Consider the following 16,922-nt stretch of genomic DNA (forward strand, 5'->3'; position numbering starts at 1 on the left):
GAAGGCGCCTAGCCTAATCCTTGCTGGATAAAAGACAAGCCGCGCCGCCATGCGAGCATGGCTATAATCGCCCCCACGATTCACCCAGCCACCACGTGAGACTGCCATGACCATTTCCCTGTACGCCGCATCCGTCCCGGTTTTCCAACAAATGCTCAACGCCGTGAGCGATGTGCTGAAAAAGGCTGAAGCCCACGCCACCGAGAAAAACATCGACCCGAACGCCTTCCTGCAAGCGCGTCTGTACCCGGACATGTTTCCGCTGGTGCGTCAAGTGCAGATCGCCGTGGACTTCGCCAAGGGCGTGTCCTCGCGTCTGGCCGAAATCGAAATCCCGAAATATGACGACACCGAAACCACCTTCGTCGAGCTGCAAGCGCTGATCGCCAAGGTTCTGGCCTTCATCGGCGAGATCAAGCCAGAGCAGATCAATGGCAAGGAAGGCATCGAGATCGTGACTCGCCCGGGCACCCCGAAAGAGAAGCGCTTCAGCGGCCAGGCTTACCTGTTGAGCTACGGCTTGCCGCAGTTCTTCTTCCACGTCACCACCACCTACGCCCTGCTGCGTCACAACGGTGTGGAAGTGGGCAAGCGCGATTACATGGGCGCGTTCTAAAACGTTCTGTAACAAAAAGCCCGCCAAGGTTTGCGCCTTGGCGGGCTTTTTGTTGCGCCGGGTTTTTACGCCGGACGCTGGGCTTTCTGCTCTTCGCCCAGGCACGCGGCGGCGGTGAACAGCACGTCGGTGGAGGAGTTCAGCGCCGTCTCGGCCGAATCCTGCAGCACGCCGATGATGAAGCCGACTGCCACCACCTGCATGGCGATTTCGCTCGGGATGCCAAACAGGCTGCAGGCCAGCGGAATCAGCAGCAGCGAGCCACCGGCCACGCCCGAGGCGCCGCAGGCACAGATCGCGGCGACGACGCTGAGCAGGATTGCGGTCGGGATGTCCACCGCAATGCCCAGGGTGTGCACGGCGGCGAGGGTCAGCACGGTGATGGTGATTGCCGCACCCGCCATGTTGATGGTGGCGCCGAGCGGGATCGATACCGAGTAGGTGTCTTCATGCAGGCCCAGACGCTTGCTCAATTCCAGGTTGACCGGAATGTTCGCCGCCGAGCTGCGGGTGAAGAACGCGGTGATGCCGCTTTCGCGCAGGCACTGAAGTGTCAGTGGATAAGGGTTGCGACGCAGCTTCCAGAACACGATCAGCGGGTTCATCACCAGCGCCACGAACAGCATGCAGCCGAGCAGCACTGCCAGCAGATGCGCATAACCGATCAATGCACCAAATCCGGAGGTGGCCAGGGTCGATGCCACCAGGCCGAAAATACCCAGCGGCGCAAAACGGATCACGACCCGGACAATCACTGTCACGCCGTTGGACAGATCACCCAGCACTTCGCGGGTAGTGTCGCCCGCGTGCCGGATCGCCACGCCCATGCCGATGGCCCAGGCCAGAATGCCGATGAAGTTGGCGTTCATCAGTGCGCTCACCGGGTTGTCGACCACGCTCAGCAACAGGCTTTGCAGCACTTCACTGATGCCGCCCGGCGCGCTCACCGCGATGTTGTCGGTGGACAGCACCAGATGCGACGGGAACATCATGCTGGCGATCACCGCGACCACGGCGGCGGCGAAGGTGCCCAGCAGATACAGGAACAGGATCGGCCGGATGTGGGTTTCCTGACCGTGCTTGTGGTTGGCGATCGAGGCCATGACCAGCACGAACACCAGGATCGGCGCCACGGCTTTCAGGGCCGAGACGAACACCTTGCCGATGAAGGCCGTGCCTTTGGCCGCTTCCGGCGCGAACAGCGCGAGGGCGATGCCGGCAATCAGGCCGATAAGGATCTGGGTGACCAGGCTGAGGCTTTTGAGGCGTTGCAATAGAGAAGGGGATGAAGCGGTCATGAACGGCATCTCTGTTTTTTTATAGGGTGCAAGGTTGCGCAATCCGGGCGTTGAATCGGGGGCAGGCCACAGACACGAACCGAAAGGACTGACGCGCCAACCACGCCGTTAAACGGGTGGCTGAACAGGGTGTACGTTTTGCAGGGCGCGGACTTTATCACAGGGTCATCCGATTCCTTCAGGCCTGTGACGATCTGCCACCGGATCCATCTACAAGTTAGACAGGTTTGTGCAAGTCACTCGGGAAACACTCTGTTAAGATTGCGCATCCTTATTTTCAAGTTCTGCCAGCGGGCCCTCGGGTCAACGCTGGTGTCGTCGTTTTGCTGGAGTTCCTCATGCTGTTGCCCATCCTTCTGTTGTCCGCCGCCGGGTTCACGGTGCTGACCACGGAGTTCGTCATCGTCGGCCTGCTGCCGGCGATTGCTCGCGACCTGGCCGTCACCATCCCGCAGGCCGGGCTGCTGGTGACTCTGTTCGCTTTCACCGTGGCGATGTTCGGTCCATTCTTGACCGCCTATTTCGCCCGCTTCGAGCGCCGCAAGCTGTTCATCACCATCCTGATCATGTTCGGTCTGGCCAATACCGTGGCCGCGTTGGCGCCGAACATCTGGGTCATGGCCATCGCCCGGCTGATCCCGGCGCTGGGGTTGCCGGTGTTCTGGGCGCTGGCCAGCGAAACGGCGGTGGATATCGTCGGCCCGGACTACGCCGGTCGCGCGATCGCCAAGATCGGCTTCGGCATTGTCTGCGCCACCGTGTTCGGAATTCCGGTTGGTACGCTGATTTCCGATGCGTTCGGCTGGCGCAGCGCGTTCGCCATTCTGGCGGTGATCGCGTTCGCCAAGGCGCTGCTGCTGTTTGTCTACCTGCCGAAAACCAGCCTGCACCAGCATCAGGTCAGTTTCGCTTCGCAGTTCAAGATTCTGCGCAGCCCGCTGATGCTGGGTCATGTGCTGCTGTCGATCCTGGTGTTCAGCGGCATGTTCACCGCCTACACCTATCTGGCGGACATCCTTGAACGTCTGGCCGGCTTCAATGGCACCGTGGTCGGCTGGTGTCTGATGGGCTTTGGCGCGGTCGGTCTGATCGGCAACTCGCTGGGTGGTCGCGCGGTGGATCGTCATCCGCTGATGGCGTCGGTGATGTTCTGCGCGTTCATGATCCCCGGGATGGTGGCGCTGGTGCCGAACATCAATTCGTCGCTGGGTCTGGCGGCGGCGATGGGCATCTGGGGCGTGACGCAGGCGGCGCTGTTTCTGGTCAGTCACGTGCGCTTGATGAAAGCCGCACCTGAGGCGCCGGCCTTCGCCGCGTCGCTGAACATCGCCGGGGCCAACCTCGGGATTGGTCTGGGCGCGATCATTGGCGGTCGAGTGATCGACAGCGCCGGTCTGGGCTTTGTGGGCTTCGCCGCCGCCGGGTTCATTCTGCTGTCGATTTTCCTCGCCATGGTGCTGATGGTGCTCAAGCCGCGCGACGCCTGTGCGCCGGCTTAAAAGGCTGTAAACAGCTCGCGTCGGGCACCTTCGGTAATCGCTTTGATACCGGGGTGCTTGACCTTGCGCTCCACCGAGATCGCGTAGAACGACTCGCTCACCGCATCGGTCTGGCCGATCAACTCGACGCCGTACTGGCGCTTCACCTCATCGGCAATCACGCTCGGGCCGATGAAAATCCCGCTGCCGGACTGGCCGAACGCCTGCATCAGGGCGCTGTCATCGAACTCCCCGACAATCCTCGGCTGAATCTGCTGCTCGGCGAACCAGCGCTGTAAGCGACTGCGCACCACGGTTTCCGCGCCGGGGATCAACAGCGGCGCACCGTGGAGGCTGCGCGGGAAATCCTGACCGTATTGCGCGGCCAGTTCTGCGGTGGCAAAGAAACTGATCCCGCATTCCCCGAGTTTCTGGCTGTAGCCCTTGATGTCCAGGTGCGAGGGCATCGGGCTGTCGGAGATCACCAGGTCCAGGCGCTGGATTGCCAGGTCCGCCAGTAACCTCTCGAGTTTGTCTTCGCGGCAGGTGATGCGTAGTGGCTCGCTCAATTCCATGGTCGGCGCGATCAGGCGATAGACGATGGATTTGGGCACCACGTCCGCCACGCCGACCCGGAACAGGATCTGCTGTTCATTGGGCTGGGCGCGCAGCATCAACTCCAGTTCGCCGCCGAGCTGGAACATCTGCTCGGCGTAGGGCAGGGCCTGGCGCCCGGCCTCGGTGAGCTCTAATTGCCGGCCGACTCGTTGAAACAGCTCGATGCCGTAGGTCTGTTCGAGCAGGGAAATCTGCCCGCTGATGGTCTGCGGCGTCAGGTTCAGTTGCTCGCAGGCGCGCACGATGCTGCCGGTCTTGGCCACCACCCAGAAATAGTGCAGTTGTCGGTAATTGAGCATGGGGTTCGGTCCGTCAAATACAGTTCGTATAAATCGAAGTATAGCCGCTAAAAATACGAATTTTCCTGAAGTGTTTGTCTCCCTAGAATGCCCAGCCATCGACGGCCGGTCTGTACGGCGCTGTCTGTTCTATCGAGGGAAGCATCATGAAACTAAAAACTACGGCGTTATTGATCGCGTCTTTACTGGTACTGGCCGGTTGCGACCAGGCCGAAAAGAGCGCCCAGCAACTGATGGGGCAGGCGGCCGAAGCGGCCAAGCAAGCCATCGACGACACGCATAAAGCTGCCGAAGAGGCGCTCAGCGATGCCACCGGCAATCTGATCAGCAAGAAAGAACCGAAAGACGACGAAGAAAAATCCGAATCGTCCTCCCAGGAAATCTAAACCGTCTTACACAGAGTCAGGACTGACCCATGGAATATCTGTTAGAACTCGCTTCCAGCCCGACCGCCTGGATTGCCTTGGCCACATTGGTGGTGATGGAGATCGTACTCGGCATCGATAACCTGATCTTCATCTCGATCCTGACCAACAAGCTGCCCGAGCAATATCGGCAGAAAGCCCGTCGTCTGGGGATCGGCATGGCGCTGATCATGCGTCTGGCCTTGTTGAGCACCATCGCGTTCATCGTTCAGTTGACCGCGCCGGTCATCGAAATCCTCGGCCAGGCGTTCTCCTGGAAGGACATGATCCTGATTGCCGGTGGCCTGTTCCTGGTGTGGAAGGCGACGACCGAAATCCATCACAGCATGGACCCGGCGCCGGAAGATCCGAAGACCGCGACGTCGACGGTGACCCTGGGTTTTGCAGCCGCCATTGGGCAGATCCTGATGCTGGACATGGTGTTCTCGATCGACAGCATCATTACCGCGGTCGGCATGACCGAACACTTGCCGATCATGGTGATTGCAGTGGTTGTCTCGGTGCTGGTGATGTTGTTTGCAGCTGATCCGCTGGCCAAGTTCATCAATGACAACCCGACGGTGGTGATGCTGGCGCTGGGCTTCCTGATCATGATCGGCATGACGCTGATTGCAGAGGGCTTCGGCGCCCACGTACCGAAAGGTTATGTGTATGCCGCCATGGCATTCTCGGCTGCGATTGAAGTGCTGAACATGATGTCGCGCCGCGCCAAGCAGAAGAAACTGACTGCCGAAGCGTAATCGCTGGAAAACCAAAGGCCGCCTGAACTCGCGAGAGTCCAGGCGGCCTTTTTGTTTTTGTTGGTTGCAGAACGTCAGTGCGCGGTGGCGTGGCGGGCGTCGTGTTTCTCGATCTTCCTGGTCGGTGCAGGTTGAACCGGGTGGTGATGGCGGCGGGAAATCCGCAACACGCCCCACAGCATGGCGGCGGCAACGGCCAGCCAGCCGGCGATCAGCATTACGATGGTCATGGTCAGGCTCATCTGTGCCTCCTCTTTGCCCTGCGTCGGGCGCGCTTTCTTTGGCTCTTGTCTGAATGACAGTCTAGTCGCTGGTGTGTTTCAGGCTATTGACCAAAGGTCGGTGGTGTTCAATCAGTTCGCTCTATGCAGCTCTGGCATCTGCCGCTTTGGGCTATACCGCAACGTTGCGCCGTCCTATGATCCTCGACCAAGCCGGAACACGATGACCGGTAACTGATCAAGAGAGTGATGATGGTGCAGCTATTTTCCCGGATTCGCGCAGCGCTGCTGGTGGCCGGTTGCGTGACAGCATTGGTGGGGTGTGCGGGCAGTGTGGCGCCGGAGGTCAAGCGCCTGCCGGAACGGGTCGAGCTCAGCGGCACCTTCTACCGCGGTGAGGCCTATCAAAGCGGGCCACAGGTGCTGGCCAGTCTGCTGTCGCAGCAGGGCATCGTGATCACGCCGGGGCTGTTGGAAAAACCGCTGCACTTGCCGGGCGCCGAGGACAAGTTGCAACAGAATCTGCAGAGCCTGGCGCGTGAATACGGCATGGTCGTGTATCCGCTGGACAGCAATCTGCCGGCGCTGCTGACTCAGGTGGCGGCCGGGTATCCGGTGATGGTGCGTTTCAGTGAGGGCTCGGCGTTTTGGGCGGAGCCGCGTTACGCGATCCTGTCCGGCTACGATCGCTTGAAGCAGAAGGTGCTGCTGCGCGCCGGGATGAATCGCCGTGAATTGATGAGCTTCAGCTCGTTTGAGTCGGCCCTCGAAAAATCCGGCGGCTGGGCGGTGTTGATCCAGAAACCGACGCAGATTCCAGCGGCGGTCGATCAACAGCGCTGGCTGAAAGCTGCCGATGCACTGGCCCAGGCCGGGCAGGAGCGGGAAGCGGCGCAGGCGAGAAAGGCGCTGGCGGCGCATTGAGGTTCCGTTCGTCGCCTGTCGGGCACCCTGATGGAGGATGCGCTTCTGAACTGTAGCGTCCCGTGTTTTACGGGCCAGTATCAGGAGGCGAACATGGCAATTCCAACTTCACCCAGCGGGCCGCATTCTTCCGAGCATGGCAGCGGCGACGACCTGGGCTTCGATCCGGATTCGCCTGATCTGGACGATCCGCAAGTCGATCCCATTGGCCCGGCGAAGGCGCCGAAGGATGTGCAACCGGGCGATGATCCCAAGCGTCCGGCCAAGCCTTACGATCCCTTGGCTGATCTCAAGCCTTGAAGCGAGGTGCGTATGAGTACCGATTCGAGTTTCGACGACCACAAGCCTGACAGTGTGCCCACTACCCCCGAGCCGGATGTCGATCCGGTGCTGGATCCGGACAGCCCCCTGCGCGATCCGCTCGCGCGTCCAGCAGTGGTCACGCCAGAGCATGCGCGCGACCCAAGCGCCGGTGACGGCATTCCCGATGACGACAAGATGCCGTTGCCCAACGACTGAGTGCATAAACGAAAAAGCCCCGACGAGTCGGGGCTTTTTCATGGGTGGGCGATTTACTTGGAGGCTTCGATTACGCCGCTCTGGCGACTCTTGAGGTTCTTGTCGGCTTTGTATTGCTGAGCCACCGCTGGAACGTTGGCGCTCTTGCCGGTTTCCACCCAGCTGCGGATGCGGCTGGCATCGGCAAAGTGAGTGTATTTGCCGAACGCGTCGAGAATTACCAGGGCGACGGGACGGTTGGCCATGCGGGTCACCAGCACCAGGCAATGACCGGCAGGATTGGTGAAACCGGTCTTGGTGATGCGGATATCCCAATCGGCCTTGTTGACCAGGTGATCGGTGTTACGGAAACCCAGGGTGTAATTGGGTTTGCGGAACGAGACGGTCTTTTCCTTGGTGGTGGTCAGCTCGATGAGCAGCGGCTGTTTGTGCGCGGCCACCAGCAACTTGCTCAGGTCGCGGGCAGTGGAGACATTGCGCTCCGACAAACCGGTGGGTTCGACAAAGTGCGTGCTGGTCATGCCCAGCGCCTTGGCCTTGGCGTTCATCGCTGCGATGAATGCCGCGTAACCACCCGGATAGTGGTGGGCCAGGCTGGCGGCGGCGCGGTTTTCCGAGGACATCAGGGCAATCAGCAGCATCTCCCGGCGGGGCAGTTCGCTTCGCAGTTTGACGCGGGAAAACACGCCTTTCATTTCCGGGGTGTGACTGATGTCGACGTCAATCCATTCGTCCATGTTCTGATGCGCTTCGACCACTACCAACCCGGTCATCAATTTGCTCACGGAGGCGATGGGCACCACCACGTCCGGGTTGCTGGAATAGATGACTTTGTTGGTCTGCAGATCCATCAGCAGGGCGCTGCCGGACGCAATCTTCAGTTGCGAGGCGTCTCGGGGGGCAGCGGTGGTTTCGGCGGCGTTGACCGTGGGCGTGAGGAGTGTGCCTGAAAATGCAAAAACCAGGCTCAGGATGGACAGACGAATATTCACGCGGGCGAACTCATGAAGGTTGGAGATGCCGTTCTTTGTAACGGGCTGTGTCGTAAAAACGACGCATTGTAGGAGTATGGTTGAAGAACTGTCGATGGTTGTCCGCAAGGCATGAAAAAGTCGTGAAAAGCCCTGTAAAAATAGGGGTTTCCGGCGAACGGTAAAGGTTTTTTCGAGGGCATGAAAAACCCCGCACAAGGCGGGGTTCTCGGCGTACGGAAAACGCGACTCAGGCGTGCAGGGTTTCTGCCGCGTAGAGGGTGTTTTCCAGCAGGCAGGCACGGGTCATCGGACCGACGCCACCCGGCACCGGAGTGATCCAGCCGGCGCGGGGCAGGGCGGTTTCGTACACGACGTCACCGACCAGTTTGCCGTCTTCCTGTCGGTTGATGCCGACGTCGATCACGATCGCGCCTTCCTTGATCCATTCGCCCTTGACCAGGCCCGGCTTGCCGGCGGCCACGACCACCAGGTCGGCACGACCGACATGGCCGGCCAGATCCTTGGTGAAGCGGTGGGTGACGGTCACGGTGCAACCGGCCAGCAACAGTTCCATCGCCATCGGGCGACCGACGATGTTGGACGCGCCGACGACCACGGCGTCCATCCCGTACAGATCGGCGCCCGTGCTTTCCAGCAGGGTCATGATGCCCTTCGGGGTGCACGGGCGCAGCAATGGAATGCGCTGGGCCAGACGGCCGACGTTATAAGGATGGAAACCGTCGACGTCCTTGTCCGGGCGGATGCGTTCCAGCAGTTTGGAAGCGTCCAGGTGCTCTGGCAGAGGAAGTTGAAGCAGAACGCCGTCGATTGCCGGGTCGTCGTTCAGTCGATCGATCAGATCGGTCAGCGCTTCTTGAGTGGTTTCGGAAGGCAGGTCGTACGCTTGAGAGAGGAAGCCGACCTCTTCACAGTCTTTACGCTTGTGCGAGACATAAACCTGAGAGGCAGGATCGCTGCCGACCAGGATCACCGCGAGGCCTGGCGTGCGCAGACCTTGCTGGCGACGTTCGGCAACCCGTTGGGCGATCTGCTGGCGCAGGCTGGCGGCGATCGATTTGCCGTCGATTAGTTGTGCAGTCATTGCGCGTGATTAACCATCGAGAGGGGAAAAAAAGAGAACGCATTCTCGCATGTCAAACGGTGAGGGCAAAGGCGCTTGGTCAGCAAATTCCCCTAAGCCCTTTAATTAAATGAATTTTTTTTAAAAAGGATTTGACGACCCTCGGGTCGCTCTATACTATTCGTCGCACTTGTCGGGCACAGCCTAGCACTGGTTAAGAAGGTCGAGCGAAATCAACGTTTTGCAAGGCTGGAAAGCACTTAGTTTGTAGTCCTCCAAGGGTACAGCTAACAAGGCGCCCGTAGCTCAGCTGGATAGAGCATCCGCCTTCTAAGCGGATGGTCGCAGGTTCGAGTCCTGCCGGGTGCGCCATTAGGCAGCATTGGCACAAGTAACGCGATATGGTGGGCGTAGCTCAGTTGGTAGAGCACGGGATTGTGACTCCCGTTGTCGTGGGTTCGATCCCCATCGTCCACCCCATATTTCGAAAGGCGCCAGATGTAACAGTCTGGCGCCTTTGCTTTAAAAAGCTTCATCTGCGGATGTGGTGGAATTGGTAGACACACTGGATTTAGGTTCCAGCGCCGCGAGGCGTAAGAGTTCGAGTCTCTTCATCCGCACCAATCAAAGCTTCATTCATGCCGTTGGCCGGGTGAAGTTCTACAAAGAAGTTGTTTGGCTTCTTTGGCACGCAATATGGTGGGCGTAGCTCAGTTGGTAGAGCACGGGATTGTGACTCCCGTTGTCGTGGGTTCGATCCCCATCGTCCACCCCATATTCCGAAAGGCGCCAGATTTAACAGTCTGGCGCCTTTTTTGTTTTACGGTTTCGGATTTTGGCGGCTGCAGGTTTCGGGTCGCAGGGCAGGGTGTTTCGTCGTATTAATGTTGCTCGATGATGCTGCGCTGTCCGCCGGCCTTGCTTGCGAGGTCGGCTGTCAGGGAGATGATTCAACCGCCTCTATATATAGAAGAGGTTGGCGCAGAGCCCTGGCTTGAATTGGCTGTATTTGCTAACAGGGCGAGGCGCAACCGCTTGTCCCCACCTTCAAATGGCCTGCTGTTTTTTTACCCGTTTTCAGTAGGGTGACTTCTTGAGTTTGACCTACTAGAATGCTTGCCCTTGATTCTTGGGTCGGAAACGGCCGGCTAACGTCTGTGCAACGAGGAATATCCATGCAAGTTTCTGTTGAAAATACTACTGCTCTTGAGCGCCGCATGAGCATCACCGTGCCGGCTGAGCGCATCGAGACTCAGGTCAACAAGCGTCTGCAGCAGACTGCCCAAAAGGCCAAGATTGCTGGCTTCCGTCCAGGCAAAGTGCCAATGAGCGAAATCAAGCGCCGTTTCGGTGCTGATGCGCGCCAGGAAGCGATCGGCGACGTGATCCAGTCCTCCTTCTACGAAGCTGTGGTTGAGCAGAAGCTGAACCCGGCCGGTTCGCCATCGATCGAGCCTAAGTCGCTCGAAGCTGGCAAGGACCTGGAATACGTAGCCGTATTCGAAGTGTTCCCTGAGTTCACCGTTGCCGGCTTCGAAGGTATCACCGTCGAGCGTCTGAGCGCTGACGTGGCTGACGCCGATCTGGATAAGATGCTGGACATCCTGCGCAAGCAGAACACCCGTTTCGAAGTGGCCGATCGCGCTGCCCAGAACGAAGACCAGCTGAATATCGATTTCGTTGGCAAGGTTGATGGCGAAGTATTCGCTGGCGGTTCCGCCAAGGGCACTCAGCTGGTGCTGGGTTCCGGCCGCATGATCCCAGGCTTCGAAGAAGGCCTGGTCGGCGCTAAAGCCGGCGAAGAGCGCGTTCTGAACCTGACCTTCCCAGAGGACTATCAGAACCTGGACCTGGCTGGCAAAACCGCCGAGTTCACCGTGACTGTAAACACCGTTTCCGAGCCAAAACTGCCTGAGCTGAACGAAGAGTTCTTCGCTCAATTCGGCATCAAGGAAAGCGGCATCGACGGTTTCCGCACCGAAGTTCGCAAGAACATGGAGCGTGAACTGCGTCAGGCGATCAAATCCAAGGTCAAGAATCAGGTAATGGACGGTCTGCTGGCCACCAACCCGATCGAAGTGCCGAAGGCTCTGCTGTCCAACGAAGTTGACCGTCTGCGCGTGCAGGCTGTTCAGCAGTTCGGTGGCAACATCAAGCCTGACCAACTGCCGGCCGAGCTGTTCGAAGAGCAAGCCAAGCGTCGCGTTGTCCTGGGTCTGATCGTGGCTGAAGTGGTCAAGCAGTTCGACCTGAAGCCAGACGAAGCCCGCGTTCGCGAAATGATTCAGGAAATGGCTTCGGCTTACCAAGAGCCTGAGCAGGTCGTGTCCTGGTACTACAAGAACGAGCAGCAACTGAACGAAGTTCGTTCGGTTGTGCTGGAAGAACAAGTTGTGGATACTGTTCTGCAGAAAGCTAGCGTGACCGACAAATCGGTCTCTTACGAAGAAGCGGTCAAGCCGGTAGAAGCTCCAAAAGCCGACTGATTGTTTTTGCGTTAGAAGCACACACCATAAGCCAGCCTTCGAGCTGGCTTATGCGTATTCAAGACATGACTATTTGGGAGTGACTGCAGAGCATGTTCCGTAATTCCTATATTCAGCAGAACTCTGATATCCAGGCCGCCGGCGGCCTGGTCCCGATGGTTGTCGAGCAATCTGCTCGTGGCGAGCGCGCCTATGACATCTACTCGCGTCTTCTTAAGGAACGAGTGATCTTTCTGGTGGGTCCTGTAGAGGACTACATGGCCAACCTGATTTGCGCGCAATTGCTGTTCCTTGAAGCGGAAAACCCGGACAAGGACATCCATCTTTATATCAACTCCCCGGGCGGTTCGGTGACAGCGGGCATGTCGATCTACGACACCATGCAGTTCATCAAGCCAAACGTATCAACTACCTGTATCGGTCAGGCGTGCAGCATGGGCGCGTTCCTGCTGACGGCCGGTGCACCTGGCAAGCGTTTCTGCCTGCCGAACTCGCGCGTGATGATTCACCAGCCGCTGGGCGGTTTCCAGGGGCAGGCGTCGGACATCGAAATCCATGCCAAGGAAATCCTCTTCATCCGCGAGCGTCTCAACACGCTGATGGCCAAGCACAGCGGCCGTACGCTTGAAGAAATCGAGCGCGACACCAACCGCGACAACTTCATGAGTGCAGAAGCTGCGAAGGAATACGGTCTGATCGACGAAGTGATCAACCAGCGCCCAGCTTAAAATAAGCAACTCAAAATAGGCTTGGTCGGCGCGTCTGATCAGCGGCGGGCTTGAAAAAGCCCGCAATAGCCTTCATCTTGTGTTGCAAGCCTATCGGATTTGGATCGAACGAATGACTGACACCCGCAACGGCGAGGACAACGGCAAGCTGCTCTATTGCTCCTTCTGTGGCAAAAGCCAGCATGAAGTGCGCAAATTGATTGCCGGCCCCTCGGTCTTTATCTGCGACGAGTGCGTCGACCTGTGCAATGACATCATCCGCGAGGAGGTGCAGGAAGCACAGGCCGAAAGCAGCGCGCATAAATTGCCTTCGCCTAAAGAAATCAGCGGCATCCTTGATCAGTATGTAATTGGTCAGGAACGTGCCAAGAAGGTTCTGGCAGTAGCGGTGTACAACCACTACAAGCGTCTGAACCAGCGTGACAAAAAGGCTGACGACGTCGAACTCGGCAAGAGCAACATCCTGCTGATCGGCCCGACAGGCTCTGGTAAAACCCTGCTGGCCGAAACCCTGGCCCGTTTGCTGAACGTTCCGTTCACCATCGCCGACGCAACCACCCTCACCGAGGCGGGTTATGTGGGTGAAGACGTCGAGAACATCATTCAGAAGCTGCTGCAGAAGTGCGATTACGATGTAGAGAAAGCCCAGATGGGGATTGTCTATATCGACGAAATCGACAAGATTTCCCGCAAGTCCGACAACCCGTCGATCACCCGAGACGTTTCCGGTGAAGGCGTGCAGCAGGCCTTGCTCAAGCTGATCGAAGGCACGGTCGCTTCCGTTCCGCCGCAAGGTGGCCGCAAGCATCCGCAGCAGGAATTCCTTCAGGTTGATACCCGTAACATTCTGTTCATCTGCGGTGGCGCATTCTCCGGTTTGGAGAAGGTCATTCAGAACCGTTCCACCAAGGGTGGCATCGGTTTCAACGCAGAAGTGCGCAGCAAGGAAGAGGGCAAGAAAGTCGGTGAATCCCTGCGTGAAGTCGAGCCTGACGATCTGGTCAAGTTCGGTCTGATCCCGGAGTTCGTCGGTCGTCTGCCGGTTCTTGCGACGCTGGACGAGCTGGATGAGGCTGCTTTGATGCAGATTCTCACCGAGCCGAAAAATGCCCTGACCAAACAGTATGCCAAGCTGTTCGAGATGGAAGGCGTAGATCTGGAGTTCCGTTCCGACGCGCTGAAGTCGGTCGCCAAGCGTGCCCTGGAGCGTAAAACCGGTGCCCGTGGCCTGCGTTCGATTCTCGAAGGTGTACTGCTCGACACGATGTATGAAATCCCCTCGCAGTCCGAGGTGAGCAAAGTCGTGATCGATGAAAGTGTGATCGAAGGCAAGTCCAAGCCACTGTATATCTATGAAAACAGTGAGCCGGCTGCCAAGGCTGCGCCGGACGCGTAAGCGCCCGGGCTGCCGGAACAAGGAAGGGGCCTTCGGGCCTCTTTTTTTTTATGTCGTTTTTTACATCCGCTTTGCGCTTGTTTTTTTTCAAGTCAGCCCCCATCTTGGTTTCAAGTTTAATTCCATCTGATTACGGCCGTATGGCCGCCGTAGAGGCGAAATCATGAAGACCACCATCGAATTGCCTCTCCTGCCATTGCGTGATGTCGTTGTGTATCCGCACATGGTTATCCCGCTGTTCGTGGGGCGCGAGAAATCCATCGAAGCCCTCGAGGCTGCGATGACGGGCGACAAGCAGATCCTGCTGCTGGCCCAGAGAAACCCGGCTGACGACGATCCCGGTGAAGAAGCTCTCTATCGCGTAGGTACTATCGCCACTGTTCTGCAGTTGCTGAAGCTGCCGGACGGCACCGTCAAGGTTCTGGTCGAGGGCGAGCAGCGTGGTGCTGTCGAGCGCTTCAGCGAAGTTGATGGCCACTGCCGTGCTGAAGTGTCGCTGATCGACGAAGTCGACGCCGCCGAGCGCGAATCCGAAGTGTTCGTGCGCAGCCTGCTGTCGCAGTTCGAACAATATGTGCAGCTGGGCAAGAAAGTCCCGGCTGAAGTCCTGTCGTCGCTCAACAGCATCGACGAGCCTGGCCGCCTGGTAGACACCATGGCCGCGCACATGGCGCTGAAGATCGAGCAGAAGCAGGAAATCCTCGAAATCATCGATTTGTCGGCCCGGGTCGAGCACGTTCTGGCCTTGCTGGACGCCGAGATCGACCTGCTGCAAGTCGAAAAACGCATTCGTGGCCGCGTCAAAAAGCAAATGGAGCGCAGTCAGCGCGAGTACTACCTGAACGAGCAGATGAAGGCCATTCAGAAAGAACTCGGCGACAGCGACGAAGGCCACAACGAAATCGAAGACCTGAAAAAGCGCATCGACGCTGCCGGTCTGCCGAAAGATGCCCTGGCCAAGGCCACTGCCGAGCTGAACAAGCTCAAGCAAATGTCGCCGATGTCCGCCGAAGCCACCGTGGTGCGCTCGTACATCGACTGGCTGGTTCAAGTGCCGTGGAAGGCTCAGAGCAAGGTACGTCTGGACCTGGCCCGTGCCGAAGACATTCTCGACGCCGATCACTACGGCCTGGAAGAGGTCAAGGAACGCATCCTTGAATACCTTGCCGTGCAGAAACGCGTGAAAAAGATCCGTGGCCCGGTGTTGTGCCTGGTCGGTCCTCCAGGCGTGGGTAAAACCTCGCTGGCCGAGTCGATCGCCCATGCCACCAACCGCAAATTCGTGCGCATGGCCCTCGGTGGCGTGCGTGATGAAGCTGAAATCCGTGGTCACCGTCGGACTTACATCGGTTCGATGCCAGGAAGATTGATTCAAAAGATGACAAAAGTGGGTGTGCGCAACCCGCTGTTCCTGCTTGATGAAATCGACAAAATGGGCAGCGACATGCGTGGCGACCCGGCGTCGGCGTTGCTGGAAGTGCTCGATCCTGAGCAGAACCACAACTTCAACGACCACTATCTGGAAGTCGATTACGACCTTTCGGATGTGATGTTCCTGTGCACCTCGAACTCGATGAACATTCCGCCGGCGCTGCTGGACCGGATGGAAGTCATCCGTCTGCCGGGCTACACCGAAGACGAGAAGATCAACATTGCGGTCAAGTACCTGTCGCCGAAGCAGATTGCAGCCAACGGCCTGAAGAAGGGCGAGCTGGAATTCGACGAAGAAGCGATCCGCGACATCATCCGTTACTACACCCGCGAAGCCGGTGTGCGTGGCCTCGAGCGGCAGATTGCCAAGGTCTGCCGCAAGGCGGTCAAAGAGCACGCGCTGGAAAAACGCTTCTCGGTAAAAGTGACAGCTGATCTGCTGGAGCATTTCCTCGGTGTTCGCAAGTTCCGCTACGGTCTGGCCGAGCAACAGGATCAGATCGGTCAAGTGACCGGCCTGGCCTGGACTCAGGTGGGCGGCGAACTGCTGACCATCGAAGCCGCCGTGGTGCCGGGTAAAGGTCAACTGATCAAGACCGGTTCGCTGGGTGACGTAATGGTCGAATCGATCACTGCGGCCCTGACCGTGGTGCGTAGCCGTGCCAAGAGCCTGGGCATTCCCCTGGACTTTCACGAGAAGCGTGACACCCACATTCACATGCCGGAAGGCGCGACGCCAAAAGACGGCCCGAGCGCTGGTGTAGGCATGTGTACTGCGCTGGTGTCGGCGTTGACCGGTATTCCTGTGCGTGCCGATGTCGCCATGACCGGCGAGATCACCCTGCGTGGTCAGGTTCTTGCCATTGGCGGTCTGAAGGAAAAACTGCTGGCCGCTCACCGTGGCGGAATCAAGACTGTGATTATTCCGGAAGAGAACGTGCGCGATCTGAAGGAGATTCCTGACAATATCAAGCAGGATCTGCAGATCAAACCGGTTAAATGGATTGACGAGGTCCTGCAAATTGCGCTGCAATACGCGCCGGAGCCCTTGCCGGATGTGGCTCCGGAGATAGTTGCCAAGGACGAAAAACGTGAGTCTGACTCTAAGGAAAGAATTAGCACGCATTAATACGCTTTTGCCTGGGGGGCTTCCTTGACAGCTTTTTAGAGCCCTTGTTATAAAGCGGCTCTTAAGTGTCTGTAGGCCATTCAGCACTCGTTTTTGCTTTCACCAAAAAACTTAGAATCATACTCAAATAGATATAAGGGGACTTAGAGTGAACAAGTCGGAACTGATTGATGCTATCGCTGCATCCGCTGATATCCCGAAAGCTGCTGCTGGCCGTGCGCTGGACGCTGTAATCGAATCCGTCACTGGCGCTCTCAAGGCCGGCGACTCCGTTGTTCTGGTTGGTTTCGGTACTTTCTCCGTGACTGATCGTCCAGCTCGCATCGGTCGTAACCCACAGACCGGCAAGACTCTGGAAATCGCGGCAGCCAAAAAGCCAGGTTTCAAAGCCGGTAAAGCCCTGAAAGAAGCCGTCAACTAAGTTTGATTCAGGATTTTACCCATCCGGGTCGGGGTCATGCCTGACTTGGCAGCGGAGCGGTAGAGCAGGTAGTTGAAACAGTTGCCTGTCACACCGGGATCGAGGGTTCGAGCCCTGTCCGCTCCGCCAGTTACGAGA

The 16,922-nt window shown here is 58.2% G+C and carries 17 protein-coding genes and 4 tRNA genes; 16 read left to right on the plus strand and 5 right to left on the minus strand.

Going from position 1 to position 16,922, the window contains the following annotated elements; genetic code table 11:
• Positions 1–106 precede the first annotated feature (106 nt).
• Positions 107–616, plus strand: coding sequence for a DUF1993 domain-containing protein (locus JKA62_RS25340; protein WP_201820043.1), 510 nt, complete (start codon positions 107–109; stop codon positions 614–616).
• Between the two features lie 65 nt (positions 617–681).
• Here JKA62_RS25340 and sstT read toward each other — a convergent pair whose 3' ends face one another.
• Positions 682–1,914 (minus strand): serine/threonine transporter SstT, encoded by a 1,233-nt coding sequence (gene sstT, locus JKA62_RS25345; protein WP_064384078.1) that lies wholly within the window; start codon positions 1,912–1,914, stop codon positions 682–684.
• Positions 1,915–2,252: 338 nt separating this feature from the next.
• Between sstT and JKA62_RS25350 the strand changes: the two genes are divergently transcribed.
• The gene (locus JKA62_RS25350; RefSeq protein ID WP_011335044.1) at positions 2,253–3,413 is read left to right on the plus strand and encodes an MFS transporter; all 1,161 of its coding nucleotides are present in this window, start codon (positions 2,253–2,255) and stop codon (positions 3,411–3,413) included.
• Here JKA62_RS25350 and nhaR read toward each other — a convergent pair.
• Positions 3,410–4,309: a transcriptional activator NhaR gene (gene nhaR / locus JKA62_RS25355; RefSeq protein WP_007951569.1), complete on the minus strand. Its 900-nt coding sequence runs from the start codon at positions 4,307–4,309 to the stop codon at positions 3,410–3,412. The two genes, JKA62_RS25350 and nhaR, sit on opposite strands and share 4 nt — an antisense overlap.
• Positions 4,310–4,455: 146 nt before the next feature.
• On the opposite strand from nhaR, the gene JKA62_RS25360 reads away from it, so the two are divergent.
• Complete coding sequence (locus tag JKA62_RS25360; RefSeq protein WP_007951568.1) at positions 4,456–4,695, plus strand: hypothetical protein; 240 nt, start codon at positions 4,456–4,458, stop codon at positions 4,693–4,695.
• Between the two features lie 29 nt (positions 4,696–4,724).
• A complete protein-coding gene (locus JKA62_RS25365) occupies positions 4,725–5,474 on the plus strand; it encodes a TerC family protein (RefSeq protein WP_011335043.1) in 750 nt (249 codons plus the stop codon).
• A gap of 74 nt (positions 5,475–5,548) precedes the next feature.
• On the opposite strand, the gene JKA62_RS25370 is transcribed toward JKA62_RS25365, so the two are convergent.
• Positions 5,549–5,716, minus strand: a complete 168-nt coding sequence (locus tag JKA62_RS25370) for a hypothetical protein (protein WP_007951566.1) — start codon at positions 5,714–5,716, stop codon at positions 5,549–5,551.
• Positions 5,717–5,947: 231 nt separating this feature from the next.
• Here JKA62_RS25370 and JKA62_RS25375 point away from each other — a divergent pair, with 231 nt between their 5' ends.
• From JKA62_RS25375 to JKA62_RS25385, 3 genes are all read left to right on the plus strand, one after another.
• Positions 5,948–6,619 carry a peptidase C39 family protein gene (locus JKA62_RS25375; RefSeq protein WP_039767624.1) on the plus strand — a complete coding sequence of 224 codons (672 nt, stop codon included), beginning with the start codon at positions 5,948–5,950 and terminating at the stop codon, positions 6,617–6,619.
• Positions 6,620–6,712: 93 nt separating this feature from the next.
• Positions 6,713–6,919: a DUF6021 family protein gene (locus JKA62_RS25380; protein WP_041475356.1), complete on the plus strand. Its 207-nt coding sequence runs from the start codon at positions 6,713–6,715 to the stop codon at positions 6,917–6,919.
• A 12-nt stretch (positions 6,920–6,931) separates the two neighbouring features.
• On the plus strand, positions 6,932–7,138 hold the full coding sequence (locus JKA62_RS25385) for a hypothetical protein (protein ID WP_011335040.1): 207 nt from the start codon (positions 6,932–6,934) through the stop codon (positions 7,136–7,138).
• Positions 7,139–7,191: 53 nt separating this feature from the next.
• Here the strand turns inward: JKA62_RS25385 and pbpG are convergent, their stop codons facing one another.
• Together pbpG and folD are read right to left on the minus strand one after the other, a co-directional pair.
• The gene (pbpG, locus tag JKA62_RS25390) at positions 7,192–8,412 is read right to left on the minus strand and encodes a D-alanyl-D-alanine endopeptidase (RefSeq protein ID WP_238383019.1); all 1,221 of its coding nucleotides are present in this window, start codon (positions 8,410–8,412) and stop codon (positions 7,192–7,194) included.
• Positions 8,360–9,214, minus strand: coding sequence for a bifunctional methylenetetrahydrofolate dehydrogenase/methenyltetrahydrofolate cyclohydrolase FolD (folD, locus tag JKA62_RS25395; RefSeq protein ID WP_011335038.1), 855 nt, complete (start codon positions 9,212–9,214; stop codon positions 8,360–8,362). The genes pbpG and folD overlap by 53 nt, the downstream gene beginning before the upstream one ends.
• 274 nt (positions 9,215–9,488) lie before the next feature.
• Between folD and JKA62_RS25400 the strand changes: the two genes are divergently transcribed.
• From JKA62_RS25400 to JKA62_RS25440, 9 genes are all read left to right on the plus strand, one after another.
• Positions 9,489–9,565: transfer RNA gene (locus JKA62_RS25400), tRNA-Arg, on the plus strand.
• Positions 9,566–9,597: 32 nt separating this feature from the next.
• Positions 9,598–9,673, plus strand: a tRNA-His gene (locus JKA62_RS25405).
• A gap of 58 nt (positions 9,674–9,731) precedes the next feature.
• Positions 9,732–9,816 (plus strand) — tRNA-Leu (locus tag JKA62_RS25410).
• Positions 9,817–9,892: 76 nt separating this feature from the next.
• Positions 9,893–9,968, plus strand: a tRNA-His gene (locus JKA62_RS25415).
• Between the two features lie 400 nt (positions 9,969–10,368).
• A complete protein-coding gene (gene tig, locus JKA62_RS25420; protein ID WP_011335037.1) occupies positions 10,369–11,679 on the plus strand; it encodes a trigger factor in 1,311 nt (436 codons plus the stop codon).
• 92 nt (positions 11,680–11,771) lie between these two features.
• On the plus strand, positions 11,772–12,407 hold the full coding sequence (clpP, locus tag JKA62_RS25425; protein WP_007951559.1) for an ATP-dependent Clp endopeptidase proteolytic subunit ClpP: 636 nt from the start codon (positions 11,772–11,774) through the stop codon (positions 12,405–12,407).
• A gap of 112 nt (positions 12,408–12,519) precedes the next feature.
• Complete coding sequence (clpX, locus tag JKA62_RS25430) at positions 12,520–13,803, plus strand: ATP-dependent Clp protease ATP-binding subunit ClpX (RefSeq protein ID WP_007951558.1); 1,284 nt, start codon at positions 12,520–12,522, stop codon at positions 13,801–13,803.
• 163 nt (positions 13,804–13,966) lie between these two features.
• Positions 13,967–16,363 carry an endopeptidase La gene (lon, locus tag JKA62_RS25435; protein WP_007951557.1) on the plus strand — a complete coding sequence of 799 codons (2,397 nt, stop codon included), beginning with the start codon at positions 13,967–13,969 and terminating at the stop codon, positions 16,361–16,363.
• Between the two features lie 148 nt (positions 16,364–16,511).
• The gene (locus JKA62_RS25440; protein WP_002552737.1) at positions 16,512–16,784 is read left to right on the plus strand and encodes an HU family DNA-binding protein; all 273 of its coding nucleotides are present in this window, start codon (positions 16,512–16,514) and stop codon (positions 16,782–16,784) included.
• Positions 16,785–16,922: the final 138 nt, after the last annotated feature.

Source organism: Pseudomonas sp. B7 (assembly GCF_016735645.1).
GTDB classification, from domain to species: Bacteria; Pseudomonadota; Gammaproteobacteria; order Pseudomonadales; family Pseudomonadaceae; genus Aquipseudomonas; species Aquipseudomonas glycinae.